The organism is Pseudomonas sp. GW822-FHT07A10 (assembly GCF_058798795.1).
Genome location: NZ_JBXAKV010000016.1, coordinates 35078 through 56733, shown reverse-complemented (window position 1 = coordinate 56733; position 21656 = coordinate 35078). Strand labels below are relative to the sequence as shown.

20 protein-coding genes are annotated in these 21656 nt (G+C 59.2%); 19 read left to right on the top strand and 1 reads right to left on the bottom strand.

The window, feature by feature from the left end:
• Positions 1–44: 44 nt before the first annotated feature.
• The 12 genes from fabZ to ispD all read left to right on the top strand — a co-directional run bounded on the left by fabZ (position 45) and on the right by ispD (position 14567).
• The gene (fabZ, locus tag AC1RL4_RS23570) at positions 45–485 is read left to right on the top strand and encodes a 3-hydroxyacyl-ACP dehydratase FabZ (RefSeq protein WP_007940511.1); all 441 of its coding nucleotides are present in this window, start codon (positions 45–47) and stop codon (positions 483–485) included.
• Entirely contained in the window at positions 482–1258 is a 777-nt protein-coding gene (gene lpxA / locus AC1RL4_RS23565; protein ID WP_018927011.1) for an acyl-ACP--UDP-N-acetylglucosamine O-acyltransferase, read from the top strand. The genes fabZ and lpxA overlap by 4 nt, the downstream gene beginning before the upstream one ends.
• Before the next feature lie 2 nt (positions 1259–1260).
• A complete protein-coding gene (lpxB, locus tag AC1RL4_RS23560; RefSeq protein ID WP_019581019.1) occupies positions 1261–2388 on the top strand; it encodes a lipid-A-disaccharide synthase in 1128 nt (375 codons plus the stop codon).
• On the top strand, positions 2388–3029 hold the full coding sequence (rnhB, locus tag AC1RL4_RS23555) for a ribonuclease HII (protein WP_019581018.1): 642 nt from the start codon (positions 2388–2390) through the stop codon (positions 3027–3029). Before lpxB ends, rnhB begins: the two co-directional genes overlap by 1 nt.
• A gap of 82 nt (positions 3030–3111) precedes the next feature.
• Positions 3112–6633 carry a DNA polymerase III subunit alpha gene (dnaE, locus tag AC1RL4_RS23550; RefSeq protein WP_204125312.1) on the top strand — a complete coding sequence of 1174 codons (3522 nt, stop codon included), beginning with the start codon at positions 3112–3114 and terminating at the stop codon, positions 6631–6633.
• Positions 6634–6783: 150 nt separating this feature from the next.
• A complete protein-coding gene (locus tag AC1RL4_RS23545) occupies positions 6784–7731 on the top strand; it encodes an acetyl-CoA carboxylase carboxyltransferase subunit alpha (RefSeq protein ID WP_019581016.1) in 948 nt (315 codons plus the stop codon).
• A gap of 150 nt (positions 7732–7881) precedes the next feature.
• Positions 7882–9210, top strand: coding sequence for a tRNA lysidine(34) synthetase TilS (gene tilS, locus AC1RL4_RS23540; RefSeq protein WP_230174325.1), 1329 nt, complete (start codon positions 7882–7884; stop codon positions 9208–9210).
• A gap of 274 nt (positions 9211–9484) precedes the next feature.
• Positions 9485–11116 (top strand): CTP synthase, encoded by a 1632-nt coding sequence (gene pyrG, locus AC1RL4_RS23535; protein WP_019581014.1) that lies wholly within the window; start codon positions 9485–9487, stop codon positions 11114–11116.
• Between the two features lie 5 nt (positions 11117–11121).
• Positions 11122–11967, top strand: coding sequence for a 3-deoxy-8-phosphooctulonate synthase (gene kdsA, locus AC1RL4_RS23530; RefSeq protein ID WP_230174327.1), 846 nt, complete (start codon positions 11122–11124; stop codon positions 11965–11967).
• Between the two features lie 157 nt (positions 11968–12124).
• On the top strand, positions 12125–13414 hold the full coding sequence (gene eno / locus AC1RL4_RS23525) for a phosphopyruvate hydratase (protein ID WP_007940523.1): 1290 nt from the start codon (positions 12125–12127) through the stop codon (positions 13412–13414).
• Positions 13415–13584: 170 nt separating this feature from the next.
• Entirely contained in the window at positions 13585–13863 is a 279-nt protein-coding gene (ftsB, locus tag AC1RL4_RS23520) for a cell division protein FtsB (protein WP_007907178.1), read from the top strand.
• The gene (ispD, locus tag AC1RL4_RS23515) at positions 13860–14567 is read left to right on the top strand and encodes a 2-C-methyl-D-erythritol 4-phosphate cytidylyltransferase (RefSeq protein WP_019581012.1); all 708 of its coding nucleotides are present in this window, start codon (positions 13860–13862) and stop codon (positions 14565–14567) included. The genes ftsB and ispD overlap by 4 nt, the downstream gene beginning before the upstream one ends.
• A gap of 36 nt (positions 14568–14603) precedes the next feature.
• Here ispD and AC1RL4_RS23510 read toward each other — a convergent pair whose 3' ends face one another.
• Positions 14604–15500 carry a LysR substrate-binding domain-containing protein gene (locus tag AC1RL4_RS23510; protein WP_019581011.1) on the bottom strand — a complete coding sequence of 299 codons (897 nt, stop codon included), beginning with the start codon at positions 15498–15500 and terminating at the stop codon, positions 14604–14606.
• 106 nt (positions 15501–15606) lie between these two features.
• Here AC1RL4_RS23510 and AC1RL4_RS23505 point away from each other — a divergent pair, with 106 nt between their 5' ends.
• From AC1RL4_RS23505 to AC1RL4_RS23475, 7 genes are all read left to right on the top strand, one after another.
• The gene (locus AC1RL4_RS23505) at positions 15607–16719 is read left to right on the top strand and encodes an S-(hydroxymethyl)glutathione dehydrogenase/class III alcohol dehydrogenase (RefSeq protein WP_018927002.1); all 1113 of its coding nucleotides are present in this window, start codon (positions 15607–15609) and stop codon (positions 16717–16719) included.
• Positions 16720–16727: 8 nt separating this feature from the next.
• Positions 16728–17573 (top strand): S-formylglutathione hydrolase, encoded by an 846-nt coding sequence (gene fghA, locus AC1RL4_RS23500; protein ID WP_019581010.1) that lies wholly within the window; start codon positions 16728–16730, stop codon positions 17571–17573.
• A gap of 43 nt (positions 17574–17616) precedes the next feature.
• Positions 17617–18090, top strand: a complete 474-nt coding sequence (gene ispF / locus AC1RL4_RS23495) for a 2-C-methyl-D-erythritol 2,4-cyclodiphosphate synthase (RefSeq protein ID WP_019581009.1) — start codon at positions 17617–17619, stop codon at positions 18088–18090.
• The gene (gene truD, locus AC1RL4_RS23490) at positions 18087–19145 is read left to right on the top strand and encodes a tRNA pseudouridine(13) synthase TruD (RefSeq protein WP_019581008.1); all 1059 of its coding nucleotides are present in this window, start codon (positions 18087–18089) and stop codon (positions 19143–19145) included. The genes ispF and truD overlap by 4 nt, the downstream gene beginning before the upstream one ends.
• Positions 19133–19882: a 5'/3'-nucleotidase SurE gene (gene surE, locus AC1RL4_RS23485; RefSeq protein WP_018926998.1), complete on the top strand. Its 750-nt coding sequence runs from the start codon at positions 19133–19135 to the stop codon at positions 19880–19882. Before truD ends, surE begins: the two co-directional genes overlap by 13 nt.
• A gap of 41 nt (positions 19883–19923) precedes the next feature.
• Positions 19924–20559 carry a protein-L-isoaspartate(D-aspartate) O-methyltransferase gene (locus tag AC1RL4_RS23480; protein WP_172901226.1) on the top strand — a complete coding sequence of 212 codons (636 nt, stop codon included), beginning with the start codon at positions 19924–19926 and terminating at the stop codon, positions 20557–20559.
• 211 nt (positions 20560–20770) lie between these two features.
• A complete protein-coding gene (locus tag AC1RL4_RS23475) occupies positions 20771–21628 on the top strand; it encodes a peptidoglycan DD-metalloendopeptidase family protein (protein ID WP_026331840.1) in 858 nt (285 codons plus the stop codon).
• Positions 21629–21656: the final 28 nt, after the last annotated feature.

The window sequence follows — 21656 nt, the reverse complement described above, 5'->3', positions numbered from 1 at the left end:
CGTCAGTCGCGCGCTCCCAATCTTTACATAGGCTTCCCCCCGAAATGATGGACATCAACGAGATTCGCGAATACCTGCCTCACCGTTACCCGTTCCTGCTGGTGGACCGGGTCGTGGATCTGGATGTGGAAGGCAAGCGCATTCGCGCCTACAAGAATGTCAGCATCAACGAACCGTTCTTCAATGGTCACTTCCCTGCGCATCCAATCATGCCGGGCGTACTGATCATCGAAGCAATGGCTCAGGCTGCCGGGATCCTTGGTTTCAAAATGCTCGACGTGAAACCGGCCGATGGCACGCTTTACTACTTCGTCGGCTCCGACAAACTGCGCTTCCGTCAGCCGGTGCTGCCGGGCGATCAATTGATCCTTGAAGCCAAGTTCATCAGCTGCAAGCGTCAGATCTGGAAGTTCGAATGCCAGGCTTCGGTCGATGGCAAGCCAGTCTGCTCCGCTGAAATCATCTGTGCGGAACGCAAACTATGAGTTTGATTGACCCTCGCGCAATCATCGATCCGACGGCCATCCTGGCCGACGACGTCGAAGTCGGCCCTTGGTCGATCGTCGGCGCAGGTGTGGAAATCGGCGAGGGAACAGTGATCGGGCCGCATGTGATTCTCAAGGGCCCGACCCGAATCGGTAAGCACAACCGCATCTACCAGTTTTCTTCGGTAGGTGAGGACACGCCCGATCTGAAATACAAGGGCGAGGAAACCCGTCTGGTCATCGGTGACCACAACGTCATCCGTGAAGGCGTGACGATTCACCGCGGGACCATTCAGGACCGTTCGGAAACGACCCTGGGTGATCACAACCTGATCATGGCCTATGCCCACATCGGTCACGACAGCGTTATCGGCAATCATTGCATCCTGGTCAACAACACCGCGTTGGCGGGGCATGTGCACGTTGAAGACTGGGCGATCCTGTCCGGCTTCACCCTGGTTCACCAGTATTGCCACATTGGCGCCCACAGCTTTTCCGGCATGGGCACTGCCATTGGCAAAGACGTTCCAGCGTACGTCACGGTATTCGGCAACCCCGCTGAAGCTCGCAGCATGAACTTCGAAGGCATGCGCCGTCGCGGCTTCAGCGAAGAGGCGATCCACGCGCTGCGTCGTGCCTACAAGGTGGTTTACCGCCAGGGCCTGACAGTCGAGCAAGCGCTCGCCGAGCTGGCCGAACCCTCGCTGCAGTTCCCGGAGGTCGCGGTGTTCCGTGATTCCATCCAGTCTTCGACCCGCGGCATCACCCGCTAATCATGGCCAATCTGCGTATTGCGCTGGTGGCGGGTGAGGCTTCCGGTGACATTCTGGGTGCGGGTCTCATGCGTGCGCTCAAGGCACAGCATCCGGCGGTCGAGTTCATTGGTGTCGGTGGTCCGCTGATGCAGGCCGAAGGCCTGACCTCGTATTTCCCGATGGAACGCCTTTCTGTCATGGGGCTGGTGGAAGTGCTGGGCCGTTTGCGCGAGCTGTTGGCCCGTCGCAAGAAACTGGTTGCGGACCTGATCGCCGAGAAGCCGGACGTGTTCATCGGTATCGATGCCCCGGACTTCAACCTCAATATCGAACTCAAGCTGCGTCAGGCCGGGATCAAGACCGTGCATTACGTCAGCCCGTCGGTCTGGGCCTGGCGACAGAAGCGGGTGCTGAAGATTCGCGAAGGTTGCGACCTGATGCTGACGCTGTTCCCGTTCGAAGCTAAATTTTATGAAGAGAAGGGCGTGCCGGTACGGTTTGTAGGGCATTCCCTGGCCGATGCGATCCCGCTGGAGGCCGATCGCGCCGCCGCGCGGGCCGAACTCGGTTTGCCGGACGGGCCGTTGGTTGCCCTGATGCCGGGCAGTCGTGGCGGTGAAGTCGGGCGCCTCGGTGCGTTGTTCCTCGACACTGCTCAGCGCCTGCGGGCCATGCGTCCGGGCGTGCGATTCGTCATGCCGTGCGCCAGTCCGGAGCGTCGGGCCCAGTTGGAAGAGCTGCTGGCTGGTCGCGATCTGCCGCTGACTTTGCTCGACGGCAAATCCCATCTGGCGCTGGCGGCGTGCGACGCGGTGTTGATCGCTTCGGGCACCGCCACCCTGGAAGCATTGCTGTACAAGCGGCCGATGGTGGTCGCTTATCGCCTGGCACCGCTGACGTTCTGGATTCTCAAACGGATGGTGAAGAGTCCCTACGTCTCGTTGCCGAATTTGCTGGCCCAGCGCCTGCTGGTGCCAGAGTTGTTGCAGGACGATGCGACAGTCGAAGCCCTGGCCCAGACTCTGTCGCCGCTGATCGAAGGTGGCGAGGAGCAGACCCGAGGCTTTGACGAAATCCACCGAACCCTGCGACTGGACGCCTCCAATCAGGCAGCGGACGCGGTACTGAACCTGATTGGCAGAGCATAATGAGCAAAGCAAGCAAGCAACTGGGCCTGGATTTTATGCTGGTCGATGAAGTTGAAGATCTGGTGGCAGGTGTTGATGAAGTCGGTCGCGGCCCGCTGTGCGGTGCCGTGGTGACGGCGGCGGTGATCCTCGACCCAAGCCGGCCGATCCTTGGCCTCAATGATTCGAAGAAACTCACCGAAGCCCGTCGCGAAGCGCTTTACGATGAAATCTGCGAAAAAGCCCTGAGCTGGTGCATCGCTCGTGCCGAAGTCGAAGAAATCGACGAGTTGAACATTCTCCATGCCACCATGCTGGCTATGCAGCGTGCGGTCGAAGGGCTACACATTCAGCCGAAACTGGCGATGATTGATGGCAACCGGTGCCCGAAGCTTTCGATGCGCGCCGAAGCGGTGATCCAGGGTGATGGCAAGGTCCCGGCCATTGCGGCGGCGTCAATTCTGGCCAAGGTCAGCCGTGATCGTGAAATGGCGGCGTTCGAGCTGATTTACCCGGGTTACGGTATCGGTGGCCACAAAGGCTACCCGACGCCCGTTCATCTGGAGGCGCTGACGCGTCTGGGGCCGACACCGATTCACCGCCGCTCGTTCGCCCCGGTACGCCTGGCGTATGAAGCGCGGGAAAACCTGATCGAGGGTTAGTCGCAGGCTGATGTTTTACTCAAGGCCCGGTACAATCCGGGCCTTGTTGTCTTCACGTTTCTAGTTTCTAGACAGGATCACTATGCCGGCTTCATTCGTTCATCTACGCCTGCACACTGAATATTCCCTGGTCGACGGTCTGGTGCGGATCAAACCGCTGGTCAAGACCCTGGTCGGCATGAACATGCCTGCCGTGGCGGTCACTGACCAGAACAACATGTGTTCCCTCGTCAAATTCTATAAAGCCGCCATGGGCGCCGGGATCAAGCCGATCTGTGGCGCCGACCTGTGGCTGTCGAACAAGGATCCGGACAACCCCTTGAGCCGGATCAGCCTGCTGGCGATGAACGCCACGGGGTATCGCAACCTCACCGAACTGATCTCCCGTGGTTTCATCGACGGCCAGCGCAATGGTTCGATCATCATCGAGCGCGAGTGGGTGGCCGAAGCCAGCGAAGGCTTGATCATGCTGTCGGCGGCGAAAGAGGGCGAAATCGGTCTGGCGATGCTCGGCGGCAACCCGGACGAAGCCGAAACCCTGGCTCGCGAGTGGATGGCGGTGTTCCCGGATCGTTTCTACCTGGAAATCCAGCGCACCAACCGCCCCAACGACGAAGAGCAGCTGCACGGTGCAGTGGCCCTGGCCGAGAAAATCGGCGCGCCGCTGGTGGCGACCAACGACGTGCGCTTCATCAAGCAGGAAGACTTCGAAGCCCACGAAACCCGCGTTTGCATCGGTGAAGGCCGCGCCCTCGACGATCCGCGGCGTTCGAAGAATTACAGCGATCAGCAATACCTCAAAAGCGCCGAGGAAATGGCCGAGCTGTTCAGCGACCTGCCTGAGGCGCTGGAGAACACAGTCGAGATCGCCAAGCGCTGCAACATCGAAGTGAAGCTGGGCAAGCACTTCCTGCCCAACTTCCCGATTCCCGATGGCATGACCATCGACGAGTATTTCCGCAAGGTTTCCTTCGACGGTCTGGAAGAGCGCCTCACCGTTCTGCTGCCCAAGGACACCACCGAAGACTACGAAGCCAAGCGCCAAGTCTATGTCGACCGGCTGAATTTCGAGCTGGATATCATCATCCAGATGGGCTTCCCCGGTTACTTCCTGATCGTGATGGACTTTATCCAGTGGGCCAAGAACAACGGCGTACCGGTGGGGCCTGGCCGTGGGTCGGGTGCCGGGTCGCTGGTGGCCTATGTGCAGAAGATCACTGACCTTGACCCGCTGGAATATGACCTGCTGTTCGAACGGTTCCTTAACCCGGAACGGGTTTCCATGCCCGACTTCGACGTCGACTTCTGCATGGACGGTCGCGACCGCGTGATCGAATACGTGGCCGAGAAATACGGCCGTAATGCGGTAAGCCAGATCATCACCTTCGGTTCCATGGCGGCCAAGGCTGTGGTCCGTGACGTGGCGCGGGTGCAGGGCAAGTCCTACGGCCTGGCGGATCGTCTGTCGAAGATGATTCCGTTCGAAGTCGGCATGACCCTGGAAAAAGCCTACGAACAGGAAGAAATCCTGCGCGACTTCATCAAGGTCGATGAAGAAGCCGCGGAAATCTGGGAAATGGCGCGCAAGCTCGAAGGCGTTGTGCGTAACGTCGGTAAACACGCCGGTGGTGTGGTGATCGCGCCGACCAAGCTGACCGACTTCTCGCCGATCTATTGCGACGAAGCGGGCGACGGTCTGGTAACCCAGTTCGACAAGGATGATGTCGAGGCTGCCGGTCTGGTGAAGTTCGACTTCCTGGGGCTTCGGACCCTGACGATCATCGACTGGGCGCTGAAAACCATCAACCGCGACCGCGCCAAGGTCAACGAACCGCCGCTGGACATCGCGTTCATCCCGCTGGACGACAAGCCGACTTACACGCTGCTGCAAAAAGCCGAAACCACCGCGGTGTTCCAGCTCGAGTCGCGGGGCATGAAAGAGCTGATCAAAAAGCTCAAGCCCGACTGCCTGGAAGACTTGATCGCACTGGTGGCCCTGTTCCGTCCGGGCCCGCTGCAATCGGGCATGGTGGACGACTTCATCAACCGTAAGCACGGTCGCGCCGAACTCGCGTACCCGCACTCGGACTACCAGTACGACGGCCTCAAGCCGGTATTGGCGCCGACTTACGGCATCATCCTGTATCAGGAACAGGTGATGCAGATTGCCCAGGTCATGGCTGGTTACACCCTTGGCGGCGCGGACATGTTGCGTCGAGCCATGGGTAAGAAAAAACCCGAAGAAATGGCCAAGCAGCGCGGCGGTTTCATTGAAGGTTGCGCCACCAACAATATCGATGCTGACCTTGCCGGTAACATTTTCGACCTGGTAGAAAAATTCGCCGGTTACGGCTTCAACAAATCCCACTCCGCTGCCTACGGCCTGGTGTCGTACCAGACCGCGTGGCTGAAAGCCCACTATCCGGCGCCGTTCATGGCCGCGGTACTGTCGGCGGATATGCACAACACCGACAAGGTCGTGACCTTGATCGAAGAAGTGCGGACCATGAAGCTGCGCCTCGACGCGCCGGACGTGAACACCTCGGAGTTCAAGTTCACGGTGAACGACGAAGGCCGCATCATTTACGGTCTGGGCGCGATCAAGGGCGTGGGCGAAGGCCCGGTCGAAGCGATTACCGAGGCGCGGCAAGACGGGCCGTTCAAGGACCTGTTCGATTTTTGCGCGCGGGTCGACCTCAAGCGCATCAACAAACGCACCCTCGACGGCTTGATCCGCAGTGGTGCCCTGGACCGCCTTGGCCCGTATTTCCACGATGAGCAGAAAGCCTATCAGGCCAACATCGACCGCAACCGCGCGGTGTTGTTGACGGCCATGGAAGAGGCGATCAAGGCTGCCGAACAAACCGCTCGTACCCACGACAGTGGGCATGCCGATCTGTTTGGCGGTCTGTTCGTTGAAGAAGACGCCGACGTCTACGCCAATCACCGCAAGGCCAAGGAACTGACCCTCAAGGAACGCCTGAAGGGCGAGAAAGACACCTTGGGCCTGTACCTCACCGGCCACCCGATCGACGAATACGAAGGCGAGATCCGTCGCTTCGCCCGTCAGCGCATCATCGACCTGAAACCGGCTCGCGACACGCAAACGGTCGCGGGCATGATCATCGCCCTGCGAGTAATGAAGAACAAAAAGGGCGACAAGATGGGCTTCATCACCCTCGACGACCGCTCCGGTCGGATCGAAGCCTCGTTGTTCGCCGATGCGTTCCATTCCGCGCAGTCGCTGTTGCAGACCGATGCGATGGTGGTGGTCGAAGGCGAAGTCAGCAACGACGACTTCTCCGGTGGCCTGCGGTTGCGGGTCAAGCGGGTGATGAGCATGGAAGATGCGCGCACCAACCTGGCCGAAAGCCTGCGCCTGAAGTTGCATGCCAAGGACCTCAAGGGCGATCAGCTACGCTGGCTGGGCGAGTTGTTGAAGCGTCATCGCGGTGCGTGCCCGATCACCATGGACTACACCAGCCCCGATGCGAAGGCCTTGTTGCAGTTTGGCGAGACCTGGCGGATCGACCCGGCGGATGCCTTGATTCAAGCCCTGCGTGACCAGTTCGGGCGAGACAACGTCTTCCTCCAATACCGTTGACGGTCAGGCGTCATTCCTTACCATGGGACCGCGCCTGATCCCGACCCGAATTTTTAATCTCGACCTGAACGCGCCTGTCCCTTAAGGTAGGGCGCGAATAGACAACCGGCCGGCCCAAGCTCCCTTGGACGCGACCCTAGACGGACGCCTATGAACCCGAATTTTCTAGATTTCGAACAGCCGATCGCCGACCTGCAAGCCAAGATCGAAGAGTTGCGCTTGGTCGGTAATGACAATTCGCTGAATATCGGCGATGAGATCTCCCGCCTACAGGACAAGAGCAGCACGCTGACCGAAGACATCTTCGGCAAGCTGACCAGCTGGCAGATCGCGCGTCTGGCGCGTCACCCGAAACGTCCGTACACCCTGGACTACATCGAACACATCTTCACCGAGTTCGATGAGTTGCACGGCGACCGTCACTTCTCTGACGACGCTGCCATCGTTGGCGGTGTTGCCCGTCTGGACGATAAGCCGGTGATGGTTATCGGTCACCAGAAAGGCCGTGAAGTGCGCGAGAAGGTTCGCCGCAACTTCGGCATGCCGCGCCCTGAGGGCTACCGCAAGGCGTGTCGCCTGATGGAAATGGCCGAGCGTTTCAAAATGCCGATCCTGACCTTTATCGACACCCCGGGCGCTTACCCTGGCATCGACGCCGAAGAGCGCAACCAGAGCGAAGCGATTGCCTGGAACCTGCGCGTCATGGCTCGCCTGAAAACCCCAATCATCGCCACCGTGATCGGTGAGGGTGGTTCCGGTGGTGCGCTGGCCATTGGCGTCTGCGATCAGCTGAACATGCTGCAATATTCGACCTACGCGGTGATTTCGCCGGAAGGTTGCGCCTCGATTCTGTGGAAAACTTCCGAGAAAGCTCCGGATGCCGCTGAAGCGATGGGCATCACTGCCGAGCGTCTGAAGGGCCTGGGCATTGTCGATAAAGTGATCGGCGAGCCGTTGGGCGGTGCTCATCGTGATCCGGCCGCTGCCGCTGCCTCGATCCGCGCCGAGCTGAGCTCGCAACTGGCGATGCTGAAGAAGTTCGACAACGACGCGCTGCTGGCCCGTCGTTACGAGCGTCTGATGAGCTACGGTCTCTGATCTGATCGCGCTATAGCCATGTGGGAAGAGCCGGGCGACGTTCGTCTGCTCGCGATTGCGGTATAACAATCAACAAATATGTTGAATGTTAAGCAGCCTTCGCGAGTAGGCTCGCTCCCACAATGGGTCTATGTGAAGCGACTGACGTCTATGAGCCCTAAGACGATTGATCTGCCAGCCAGGCTTCTCCAGGGGCTGGCTCCGTGGCGCAACGCCACGACCTGGCGCATCGCCTTCTCCGGTGGTCTCGATTCCACCGTCCTGCTGCACCTTCTCGCACACCTCGCAAAAACCGAATCCTTGCCGGCGTTGACCGCCATTCACGTCCACCACGGCCTGCAGGCTGCGGCTGATGCGTGGCCGGAACATTGTCAGTCGGTCTGTGATGCGTTGGGTGTGCCGCTGGAGGTTGTGCGTGTTCAGGTTGAGCGCGGCGCGAGCCTTGAGCGTGCGGCGCGGGATGCGCGTTACGGCGCCTTCATCGCGGCGACTCGTGCCGGTGAAGTACTGCTCACAGGTCAGCACCGTGACGATCAAGCGGAAACCCTGTTGTTTCGGCTGATGCGCGGGGCAGGGGTGAGAGGTTTGTCGGGGATGCCGAGTGAGCGTCCTTTGGGGCATGGGCATCTGCTGCGACCACTGCTTGATGTCACTCGCGCCGAGCTTGAGGCCTATGCCACTGAATATCAGCTGAACTGGATCGAAGATCCGTCGAATCAGGACCGGCAGTTCTCGCGCAATTACCTGCGTCATCAGGTGTTCCCCGTGTTGACCGCGCGCTGGCCGCAAGCAGTGGCGACCATGGCTCGCAGCGCTGCGCATCTGAGTGAGGCGCAGGGGTTGCTCGACGACCTGGCGCAAATTGATCTGGCCCAGGCCGGCACCGACAGTGATTTCGATTGGCTGGGGTTGCCGTCGCTGGAGCTGGCGCCCCTGGAAAAGCTCTCTGATGCACGCCAGCGCAATGCGCTGAGTCATTGGCTCAAACCGCTGACGTCTTTGCCGGACAGTGACCATTGGTCGGGTTGGCAGGATTTGCGCGATGCGACTGGCGACGCACGTCCGGTCTGGCGATTGGCGGCGGGCGAACTGCATCGCGCTGGTGGGCGTCTCTGGTGGTTGTCAGGTGGATGGTTGCGCACTCCGCCATCCCCGGTGTCCTGGGCTGACCCCGCGGTATTGCTGGCGTTACCGGATAATGGCGTGCTCACACTCACCGGCCAGATCCCCGATGGCCCGTTGCAGATCCGCTATCGTGAGGGCGGCGAAGTCATGAGTTTGCCCGATCGCGGTCACCGTGACTTGAAGCGTTTGCTCAACGAAAGCGGTGTGCCGGGCTTCGCCCGTGGCAGATTGCCGCTGGTCTACAGGGGCCAGCAATTGCTGGCAGTGGCGAACCTGCGGGGGCTGAATGGCAGTGAGCGCAGTGGCTGGTATTTGCATTGGCAGCCGCCGATCGAAGATCAAGGTTTGAGCTGAAAGGGGCTTTCCGGTAGACTACGCTCCCTTCTTGATACAACTTCTGTGGATTCGCCTGAATCGCAGGAGTTGCCGATTACCAAGCAGTCTTTGCTGGGCGATTCCAAAAAATGTGTAGCGAGCAACCTACCGGTGTTTCATCTTCCGGTCTGTCCCAACGCGGCGGTTTTTTTGAAAGGTGCACTGTGATTAATGCAGGTGATCGGGGGCTTCGGCCTTCCTTCGCTTTCCCCGGCGGCTCGGACCGCTTTAACGCAGACTTCTAGGGTTTTTCATGACGCGCTACATATTCGTCACGGGCGGTGTTGTTTCTTCATTGGGGAAAGGCATTGCCTCGGCTTCATTGGCGGCCATCCTGGAGGCGCGGGGACTTAAGGTCACCATGCTGAAGCTGGACCCGTACATCAACGTTGACCCGGGCACCATGAGCCCGTTCCAGCACGGTGAAGTGTTCGTCACCCACGACGGCGCCGAGACCGACCTGGACCTGGGCCACTACGAGCGGTTCATCCGCACGACCATGACCCAGAACAACAACTTCACCACTGGCCGTGTCTACGAACACGTCCTGCGCAAAGAGCGCCGTGGTGATTACCTGGGCGCAACCATTCAGGTGATCCCGCACATCACCGACGAAATCAAGCGCCGGATCATCAAGGGCGCCGGCGATGCCGACGTGGCCATGGTCGAGATCGGTGGCACCGTGGGTGACATCGAGTCGCAACCGTTCCTCGAAGCGATCCGTCAATTGCGTTTCGAAGTCGGCGCCAAGCGCGCGATGCTGATGCACCTGACACTGGTGCCGTACATCGCCACTGCCGGCGAAACCAAAACCAAGCCAACCCAGCACTCGGTCAAGGAACTGCGTTCCATCGGCCTGCAGCCTGACGTGCTGGTGTGCCGCTCCGATCACCCGATCGACATTTCTTCGCGTCGCAAGATCGCGCAGTTCACCAACGTTGAAGAACGTGCGGTGATTGCACTGGAAGACGCCGACACCATCTACAAGATCCCGGGCATTCTGCACTCCCAGGGCCTGGATGATTTCGTCGTTGAGCGTTTCGGCCTGCAATGCGATAGCGCCGATCTGTCCGAGTGGGAAGCGGTGGTTGATGCCAAGCTGAACCCGGAGCACGAAGTCACCATCGCCATGGTCGGCAAGTACATGGAACTGCTGGACGCCTACAAGTCGCTGATCGAAGCGATGAGTCACGCCGGCATCAGCAACCGCACCAAGGTCAACCTGCGCTACATCGATTCCGAAGACATCGAAAACCAGGGCACTGCTCTGCTGGAAGGCGTCGACGCGATTCTGGTACCGGGCGGCTTCGGTCTGCGTGGTGTTGAAGGCAAGATCACTGCCGTTCAATACGCTCGCGAAAACAAGGTTCCATACCTGGGTATCTGCCTGGGCATGCAAGTGGCCGTTATCGAGTTCGCTCGTAACGTCATGGGCTGGAAAGATGCCAACTCCACTGAGTTCGATCGCACCAGCGGTCACCCGGTGGTCGGTCTGATCACCGAGTGGGAAGATGCCACCGGCGCCGTCGAAACCCGTACCGAATCGTCCGATCTGGGCGGCACCATGCGCCTTGGCGCTCAGGACTGTCTGCTTGAGCCAGGTTCCCTGGTGCACGATTGCTACGCCAAGGATGTGATCGTCGAGCGTCACCGTCATCGCTACGAAGTGAACAACAACCTGTTGCCGCAAATCATCGATGCCGGCCTGAAAATCTCCGGTCGCTCCGGTGATGGCGCGCTGGTTGAAGTGGTTGAAGCACCGGATCACCCATGGTTCGTCGCTTGCCAGTTCCACCCAGAGTTCACCTCGACGCCACGCGACGGTCACCCGTTGTTCAGCGGTTTCGTTAAAGCCGCTTTGGCTCAACACCAGAAGAAGGCGTAAACCTTATGGCGCAGAAGATCATCCGCGTAGGCGATATCGAGATTGCCAACGACAAGCCAATGGTGCTGTTCGGTGGCATGAACGTGCTGGAAAACCGTGACATGGCGATGCAGGTCTGCGAAGAGTACGTAAAGGTCACCGAAAAACTCGGTATCCCTTACGTGTTCAAGGCCAGTTTCGACAAGGCGAACCGTTCTTCTGTGACCTCTTACCGTGGCCCTGGCCTGGAAGAGGGCATGCGGATTTTCCAGGACATCAAGCAAGCCTTTGGCGTACCGATCATCACCGACGTCCACGAGCCTGACCAGGCCGCGGTCGTCGCTGAGGTCTGCGACATCATCCAGTTGCCGGCCTTCCTGTCGCGCCAGACCGACCTTGTGGTCGCGATGGCCAAGACCGGCGCGGTGATCAACATCAAGAAAGCCCAGTTCCTCGCGCCCCAGGAAATGAAACACATCCTGAACAAATGCGTGGAAGCTGGTAACGATCAGTTGATTCTCTGCGAGCGTGGTTCGAGCTTCGGCTACAACAATCTCGTGGTCGACATGCTCGGCTTCGGCATCATGAAGCAGTTCGAATATCCGGTATTCTTCGACGTGACCCACGCGCTGCAAATGCCCGGCGGTCGCTCCGATTCCGCCGGCGGTCGTCGTGCCCAGGTCACTGACCTGGCCAAGGCCGGCATGAGCCAGTCGCTGGCCGGGCTGTTCCTTGAAGCCCACCCGGACCCGGACAACGCCAAATGCGACGGCCCTTGCGCCCTGCGTCTGGACAAACTGGAGCCATTCCTGGCCCAGCTCAAAGCACTGGACGAACTGGTGAAGAGTTTTCCGACGGTAGAAACCGCGTAAACCTCAATTCTCCGGTAAAGTACCGCACGGTTTAAATGCTCAGGCCCTCGGGCTTGAGCCTTATCGTCCGCAAGCCTGCCCGCTTTCTGTCACTTGCCGACGATAAAAGATTTCCTTCAGCTGCGTCGTTTTCGTCAACTTTGGAGTGTTTACAACAATGGCAAAAATCGTCGACATCAAAGGTCGTGAAGTTCTCGACTCCCGTGGCAATCCCACTGTGGAAGCAGACGTGCTTCTCGATAACGGCATCATCGGCAGCGCATGCGCGCCATCCGGTGCTTCCACTGGCTCGCGTGAAGCGCTCGAGCTGCGTGATGGCGACAAGAGCCGTTATCTGGGTAAAGGCGTGCTCAAGGCCGTAGCCAACATCAACGGTCCGATCCGCGACCTGTTGCTGGGCAAAGACCCAAGCGACCAGAAAGCGCTGGATCACGCGATGATCAAGCTCGATGGCACTGAGAACAAAGCAACTCTGGGCGCCAACGCAATCCTCGCCGTTTCCCTGGCCGCGGCCAAGGCAGCAGCACAGGACCAGGACCTGCCGCTGTACGCTCACATTGCCAACCTGAACGGCACTCCGGGTGTCTACTCGATGCCGGTTCCGATGATGAACATCATCAACGGTGGCGAGCACGCCGATAACAACGTCGACATCCAGGAATTCATGGTTCAGCCGGTTGGCGCCAAGTCTTTCTCGGAAGGTCTGCGCATGGGCACCGAGATTTTCCATCATCTCAAAGCCGTTCTGAAGGCTCGTGGCCTGAGCACTGCCGTCGGTGACGAAGGTGGTTTCGCGCCGAACCTGGCTTCCAACGAAGACGCTTTGAAAGTGATCTCCGAAGCCGTGGCCAACGCCGGTTACAAGCTGGGCACCGACGTGACCCTGGCCCTGGACTGCGCGGCCAGCGAATTCTACGAAGATGGCAAGTACAACCTGTCCGGCGAAGGCCAGGTGTTCACTGCTGAAGGTTTCGCCGACTACCTGAAAGGTCTGACCGAGCGTTACCCGATCATCTCCATCGAAGACGGTCTGGACGAGTCCGACTGGGCTGGCTGGAAAATCCTCACCGACAAGATCGGCGAGAAGACTCAGCTGGTAGGCGACGACCTGTTCGTGACCAACACCAAGATCCTGAAAGAAGGCATCGACAAAAAGATCGCCAACTCGATCCTGATCAAGTTCAACCAGATCGGCACCCTGACCGAAACCCTGGAAGCCATCCAGATGGCCAAGGCCGCTGGTTACACCGCCGTGATCTCGCACCGCTCCGGCGAAACCGAAGATTCGACCATTGCCGACCTGGCCGTGGGCACCTCGGCTGGCCAGATCAAGACCGGTTCGCTGTGCCGTTCCGACCGCGTTTCCAAGTACAACCAACTGCTGCGTATTGAAGAGCAGTTGAATGGCAAAGCCAAGTACAACGGCCGTAGCGAATTCCGCGGCTGAGTGGTAAACGATAAAAAGACACCGGATTGTGTCGGAAAAATCGCGACAGCGACGGATTTGCCACTAATCTGATGCCTTAAGAGCACAAGCCTGGTTCTTCCAGGCTTCGTGCTATCAGAAGCTTCAAAGTTTGGCATGGCTGTCTTTTTTCACTGGATACCTGATATTCGATGCGCAGTCCCAATTGGTTGTTCCTCGTCTTGCTCTTGCTGCTGGCCGGCCTGCAGTATCGCCTGTGGGTGGGTAATGGCAGTCTGGCGCAAGTGGCCGAGCTGAAGCAGCAGATTGCGGATCAACACGCCGAGAACGAGGCGTTGCTGGAGCGCAATCGGGTGATGGACGCCGAAGTCAGTGAGTTGAAAAAGGGCATGGAGACCGTTGAAGAACGGGCTCGCCATGAGTTGGGCATGGTCAAGGATGGTGAAACCCTTTACCAGTTGGCCCAATGATTGAGTCGCTACCGGCCTTCTGGGCCGTGATTCCTGCCGCGGGCGTCGGTGCCCGTATGGCCGCGGACCGTCCCAAGCAATACTTGCAATTGGGTGGGCGCACTATTCTCGAACACAGCCTTGGCTGTTTCCTCGATCATCCTGCCCTGAAGGGGTTGGTGGTCAGTCTTGCCATCGACGATCCTTACTGGCCGAACCTGGCCTGTGCTGCCGATCCGCGTATTCAGCGGGTTGAAGGCGGCGCCGAGCGTTCCGGATCAGTGCTCAACGCCTTGCTGCATCTGCATGCCCAGGGTGCTGACGATGAGGATTGGGTGTTGGTTCACGATGCCGCGCGACCGAATCTGGCGCGCGATGATCTTGATAAATTGCTCAGTGAACTGGCTGACGACCCGGTGGGCGGCCTATTGGCGGTGCCTGCGCGCGACACCCTCAAACGGGTCGACAAGCACGGGCGTGTGCTGGAAACAGTGGATCGCAGTGTGATCTGGCAGGCTTATACACCGCAGATGTTTCGCCTTGGAGCATTGCATCGGGCGTTGGCGGATAGCCTGGTGGCGGATGCTGTCATCACCGATGAAGCCTCGGCGATGGAGTGGGCAGGTATGGCACCCCGTTTGATCGAAGGTCGATCCGATAACATCAAAGTCACTCGCCCCGAAGACCTTGAGTGGTTGCGCCAGCGTTGGGCTAACCGCCGTTAAAAGATCGCAGCCTATGCAGGCTGTGATCTTTTGCTCTTAAACCCGATACTCCGGCCGTTCGGCCAACCCTTTCTTCAAATAATCCACCAACTTGCGCACCTTCGGCGACAGATGCCGCTGCTGCGGATAAAGCGCCCAAACCGCTGTGTTCGGCGGTTGATGGGCTTCCAGCAGTGAAATCAACTCGCCGTTTTTCAGGTGCTCCAGCACGTAGTAGTCCGGCAACTGACACAACCCAACCCCTTGTAGCGCGGCATCCAGCACCGCCTGCCCACTGTTGCAGCGCCAGTTTCCCTGTACTCGCTGGGAAAATTCCCGCCCGTTCTGTTCCAGTTGCCAGATATCCGAGCTGCCGATGAGGCAGTTGTGGCGACTCAGTTCCGACAAACTGTGTGGACGACCATACCGTTCCAGGTAGGACGGCGAGGCGCACAGATACATGCGCCGTGGTGCCAAACGAGTCGCGACCAATCTTGAATCCTGCAGGCGGCCGAGGCGGATGGCCAGGTCCAGCCCTTCGTGCACCAGATCGAGCGGGCGGTTGCTCAGTTCGATGTCGACACGCAGTTGCGGATACAGCCCCATGAAGCGAGTCACCAGCGGCACAATGAATCGTTCGCCGTAGGCCACGGCACAGGTCATGCGCAGCATGCCCTTGGGTTCGCTGGTCAGGTCGCCGACAGCGCGCAACGCTTCTTCGCGGCCGTCCTGCAAACGTTGGCAATGTTGCAGAAAGGTTTGCCCGGCTTCGGTCAGCGTGACCCGGCGGGTGCTGCGATAGAGCAAGCGGGTTTGCAGTCGCTCTTCCAGTCGTACGATTTGGCGACTGATGTGGGAGGAAGACACTCCAAGGCGTTCAGCCGCGGCGGTGAATTGGCTGCACTCGGCCACGGCGACGAACTCGTCGATGCCTTCCCAGCGGTTTTCGGACATCAGGATTATCCCTGCATGGCAATAATGTTTTGCTTTTGTCCCGATTATTCATCGTATGCAGCTGTATTACACTCCTTGTCTCGTTTTTATTCACTGGAGAGTCAGCATGATCAAGTCGCGCGCCGCCGTTGCCTTCGAGGCCAAGAAGCCCCTCGAGATCGTTGAAGTCGATGTCGCCATGCCCAAGGCGGGCGAAGTCCTGCTGCGCGTCGTCGCTTCCGGTGTCTGCCATACCGATGCCTACACCCTATCGGGCGCGGACCCGGAAGGTATCTTCCCGTCGATCCTGGGCCACGAAGGTGGCGCGGTGGTCGAAGCGATCGGCGAGGGTGTGACTTCGGTTGCCGTGGGCGATCATGTGATCCCGCTGTACACCCCGGAATGTGGCAAGTGCAAATTCTGTCTGTCGGGCAAAACCAACCTCTGCCAGGCGATTCGTGCAACCCAGGGTAAAGGCCTGATGCCGGACGGCACTTCGCGCTTTTCCTACAAGGGCGAAACTATTTTCCACTACATGGGCACCTCGACGTTTTCCGAGTACACCGTACTGCCGGAAATTTCTGTCGCCAAAATTCCTAAAGAAGCACCGCTGGAAAAAGTCTGCCTGCTGGGCTGTGGCGTCACCACCGGCATCGGTGCAGTGATCAACACTGCCAAGGTCAAACCGGGTGACACCGTCGCCATCTTCGGTCTGGGCGGCATCGGACTGTCTGCCGTGATCGGCGCGGTCAAAGCCAAGGCTGGCCGGATCATCGCCATCGACATCAACCCGGCCAAGTTCGAAATCGCCAGGCAATTGGGCGCCACCGACTGCGTGAACCCGAAAGACTTCGATCGTCCGATTCAGGAAGTGATCGTCGACATGACCGATGGCGGCGTCGACTTCTCGTTCGAATGCATCGGCAACGTGCAGCTGATGCGTGCCGCACTTGAGTGCTGCCACAAAGGTTGGGGCGAGTCGGTCATCATCGGTGTGGCCGGCGCAGGCCAGGAAATCTCCACCCGTCCATTCCAGTTGGTCACCGGTCGTGTCTGGCGCGGTTCGGCGTTCGGTGGCGTGCGTGGCCGTACCGAGTTGCCAAGCTATGTCGAAATGGCCCAGACCGGCGAGATCCCGCTGGATACCTTCATCACCCACACTATGGGCCTGGAAGATATCAACAAGGCGTTTGACCTGATGCATGAAGGCAAAAGCATCCGTAGCGTCATCCATTTCTGAGGTCGGTCATGAGCCTGGAAAATATCTCCTGCCAGAAAAGCTTCGGCGGCTGGCACAAGCGCTACCGGCACCGCTCCGACGTGCTCGGCTGCGACATGGTGTTTGCCGTGTACCTGCCGCCGCAAGCGGAGCAGGGCGGCAAGCTGCCGGTGCTTTACTGGTTGTCCGGCCTGACCTGCACCGACGAAAATTTCATGCAGAAGGCCGGTGCCATGCGCATGGCCGCCGAGCTGGGGCTGATTATCGTCGCACCGGACACCAGCCCACGCGGTCCCGAAGTGCCGGGCGATCCGGATGGTGCCTGGGACTTCGGTCTCGGTGCCGGTTTTTATCTGAATGCCACGCAGGAACCGTGGTCGCGGCACTATCGGATGCATGACTACGTCGTGCAGGAATTACCGGCATTGGTCGAGGCGCATTTCCCGGCATCGGAAAAGCGTGGCATCAGCGGCCACTCCATGGGTGGCCACGGTGCGCTGGTCTGCGCCTTGCGCAATCCGGGGCGTTATCAGTCGGTGTCGGCGTTCTCGCCGATCAACAATCCGATCGATTGCCCATGGGGGCAGAAAGCCTTTTCCCGCTACTTGGGTGAAGACCGGTCGAAATGGCGCGAGTGGGATGCCTGTGCATTGATCGCCGAAGCCGACGAGAAACTGCCGCTGCTGGTGGATCAGGGTGATCGCGACGATTTTCTCGCCACCCAGCTCAAGCCTGAAGCCCTGCAACAGGCGACCAAACAGGCTGGTCATCCGCTGACGTTGCGCTTGCAACCGGGCTACGACCACAGCTATTTCTTCATCGCCAGTTTCATCGACGACCACTTACAGCATCACGCGCGCGCTCTAAGCGCCTAATGCAGGTAGAATCACGCCCTGACAAAAATCGGGGCGTTTTTTTATGCGTATTGGCCACGGCTATGATGTGCACCGTTTCGGTGAAGGTGATTTCATCACGCTGGGCGGTGTGCGGATTGCACACAGCTTCGGGCTGCTTGCCCATTCCGACGGTGATGTCCTGCTGCACGCCTTGAGCGATGCGTTGCTCGGCGCTGCCGCGCTGGGTGATATCGGCAAGCATTTTCCGGACACCGACCCGCAATTCAAGGGCGCCGACAGCCGTGCGCTGTTGCGTCATGTCGTCGCACTGATCCACGCCAAGGGCTGGAAAGTCGGCAACGTCGATAACACCATCGTCGCCCAGGCCCCGAAAATGGCCCCGCATATCGAATCGATGCGCGCGCTGATTGCCGCGGATCTTCAAATTGAGTTGGATCAAGTGAACGTGAAAGCTACCACCACCGAAAAGCTTGGCTTTGTCGGTCGCGAAGAAGGTATTGCCGTGCACTCCGTTGCCTTGTTGCTGCGCGCATGAACGAGGCGCAATTGCTCGGCCCGCGGGCCTATGGTGACGCTCTTGGCAGCGCGGTGCTGAAAGCCACGGCGGAAGATTTCCAGGTCGATGAAGTCCTCGATATTCCCCTGAGCGGCGACGGCGAACACCTATGGATCTGGGTGGAAAAACGCGGTCTGAATACCGAAGAAGCGGCACGGCGGATTGCCAAGGCTGCGGGCGTGCCATTGCGTACTGTCAGCTACGCGGGCCTCAAGGACCGTCAGGCGTTGACTCGCCAGTGGTTCAGCGTGCAACTGCCCGGCAAGGCTGATCCAGACCTGTCGGCAGCGGAAAACGACACGCTGAAGATTCTCAAGACCGGTCGGCACAGACGCAAGCTGCAACGCGGTGCCCATTCGGCCAACGGCTTTACGTTGCGCCTGACCCAGTTCGCTGGCGACAAGGCAGCGATCGAAGAGCGTCTGCAACTGATCGCCAGGCAAGGTATTCCCAATTATTTCGGCGCCCAGCGTTTCGGGCATGACGGCGGCAACGTCGTCGACGCCCGTGCCTGGGCAGCGCGCAAGGCCCTGCCGGAACAACGCAATGTGCGTTCGCGCCTGCTCTCAACCGCGCGTAGTTTTCTGTTTAATCAGGTGCTGGCGGCACGCGTCGCCGATGGTACCTGGCAGCATGCTCAGGTCGGCGATCTGCTGGCGTTCACTGACAGCCGCAGTTTCTTCCCGGCAGGTGAAGCCGAGTGCAGTGACCCGCGTCTGGCGATTCTCGACTTGCACCCGACCGGCCCGCAGTGGGGCGAAGGTGACTCGCCGGCGTCAGGCGCTGTCCATGAACTGGAGCAGGCAATCGCTGCGCGCGAAGCGGACCTGCGCGATTGGTTGATTAACGCTGGAATGAGCCACGAACGTCGCATCCTGCGGCTGCCCATTGGCGGGTTGACGTGGCATTATCCCGAGCCTGACATTCTGCAACTGGAATTCGTCCTCCCGGCCGGATGCTTCGCCACCGTATTGGTGCGTGAACTCGTCGATCTGGTGCCGGTGGGGCAGACGGACAGCCCATGCGTATTCTGATTTCTAACGACGATGGGGTAACCGCACCCGGTCTCGCCGCGCTTTATGCTGCGCTGGCGGATTACACCGAATGCGTGGTTATCGCCCCGGACCAGGACAAAAGCGGCGCCAGCAGCTCGCTGACGCTCGACCGTCCGTTGCACCCGCATACTTTGGCCAATGGCTTTATCAGCCTCAACGGAACGCCTACCGATTGCGTGCACCTGGGCCTTAACGGCTTGCTGGAGTTTGAACCGGACATGGTGGTTTCCGGTATTAACCTGGGTGCTAACCTGGGGGACGACGTGCTGTATTCCGGTACTGTGGCGGCGGCCCTTGAGGGACGTTTCCTGGAGCGTCCTTCGTTTGCCTTTTCGTTTGTCTCACGGCAAGTGGAGAACCTTCCCACGGCGGCCTATTTTGCGCGCAAACTGGTAGAGGCCCACGCGGACCTCGATCTGCCACCGCGCACGGTACTGAACGTGAACATTCCCAACTTGCCGCTGGAGCATATCCGCGGTATCCAGCTGACCCGCCTGGGCCATCGCGCCCGCGCCGCTGCGCCGATAAAAGTGGTCGATCCGCGTGGTAAATCCGGTTACTGGATCGCTGCGGCGGGGGACGCCGAGGATGGCGGCCCGGGCACCGATTTCCATGCGGTGATGCAAGGCTATGTTTCAATCACGCCACTGCAACTGGATCGCACCTTTAATGATGCCTTCAGAAGTCTCGATGGCTGGCTGGAGGGGCTGCGCTAATGGCTCGTGAACAAGACGATATTCTGCACCGCGGCATCGGGATGACCTCCCAGCGGACCCGTGAGCGTCTGATTCAGCGCCTCTATGAAGAAGGGGTGTCCAACGCCAAGGTGCTGGAAGTCATCCGCCGCACACCGCGTCACCTGTTCGTCGATGAGGCGCTGGCCCACCGCGCTTATGAAGATACGGCGCTACCGATTGGCCATAACCAGACCATCTCCCAGCCTTATATGGTGGCGCGCATGAGCGAGCTGCTGCTGGAAGCCGGTCCGTTGGACAAGGTGATGGAGATCGGCACCGGTTCGGGTTACCAGACAGCAGTGCTATCGCAACTGGTCGAGCGGGTTTTTTCCGTCGAGCGCATCAAGGTTCTGCAAGATCGAGCCAAGGAGCGCCTGGTGGAGCTGAATCTGCGCAATGTGGTATTTCGCTGGGGCGATGGCTGGGAAGGCTGGCCGGCGCTGGCGCCTTACAACGGCATCATTGTTACCGCCGTAGCCACCGACGTGCCTCAGGCGCTGCTCGATCAATTGGCACCGGGCGGGCGACTGGTGATTCCGGTCGGCTCTGGTGAAGTTCAACAATTGATGCTGATCATCCGTGAAGAACAGGGCTTTTCCAGGCGTGTTCTGGGGGCGGTGCGCTTTGTGCCACTGCTCAACGGGCCGCTGGCCTGAGCATTTGTTTCAGCGCGCTGAATTCTCTTCGATTGCCCGGGTCTTACAGCGGCATCGATGGGTTAAACGGAATTCATCGTCAGGCAGCAAACGTGTGCGTGAAGCGAATCCGCTTCATTAAAGGTAAAGCCTGTTCGGCCCGTTATACTTGCGACATTTCGTGCCGAAACACGGCAATTCATATTTTCAGCCACCACAAAGGGAGCGGCGGGTGAGTCTCACAGTCGTTGCGCAGCGAATGGGTATAACGAGCTTTCAGCGTCTGGTGACTGGTCTTGTCTTGAGTACCTTGCTGGTCGGTTGCTCCAGCACCAAATCGAGTAGCGTGGGAGTTGTCGAACGCAACAATGCGGTCGCCCAGCGTCCGGCCGTAACCACCGGCCAGTACGTTGTTCGACCCAAGGACACGTTGTTTTCCATCGCCTTTCGCTACGGCTGGGACTACAAAGCCCTCGCGGCAAGGAACAACATTCCTACGCCTTACACGATCCATCCGGGTCAGACGATTCGCTTCGACGGTCGCAACGATTCAACGCCTACAGCGGTGGTGAGTTCGTCCAGTTCCTCACCTTCGTCGTCGAGCAAAACCACGGTAATTCGGCGCCAGGCAAATGGCACAACAACCAGTACAACGGTGCTCGCACCGTCCGTCGCCAGCAAACCGGCACCCGCTCCACTGCCTCCTGCCGGTCCGGCCCCGACGGGCTGGGGGTGGCCTTCTAGTGGCATTCTCATTGGAAAATTCTCTTCAAACGGTAGTTTGAATAAAGGAATTGATATCGCCGGAGATTTGGGACAGCCTGTTTTAGCTGCGTCTGATGGGACGGTGGTATACGCCGGGAGTGGCTTAAGGGGCTACGGCGAATTAGTCATCATCAAACACAGCGATACCTACGTCAGTGCCTACGGTCACAACCGCAGGCTGTTGGTTCGGGAGGGGCAGCAGGTCAAAGTCGGACAGACAATTGCCGAAATGGGGTCAACGGGTACAGACCGGGTGAAACTGCATTTTGAGATTCGCCGACAAGGTAAACCTGTAGATCCGCTGCAGTTCCTGCCACGTCGTTGATTTGTTAGCCAAGCCTGTTCCGTCACGT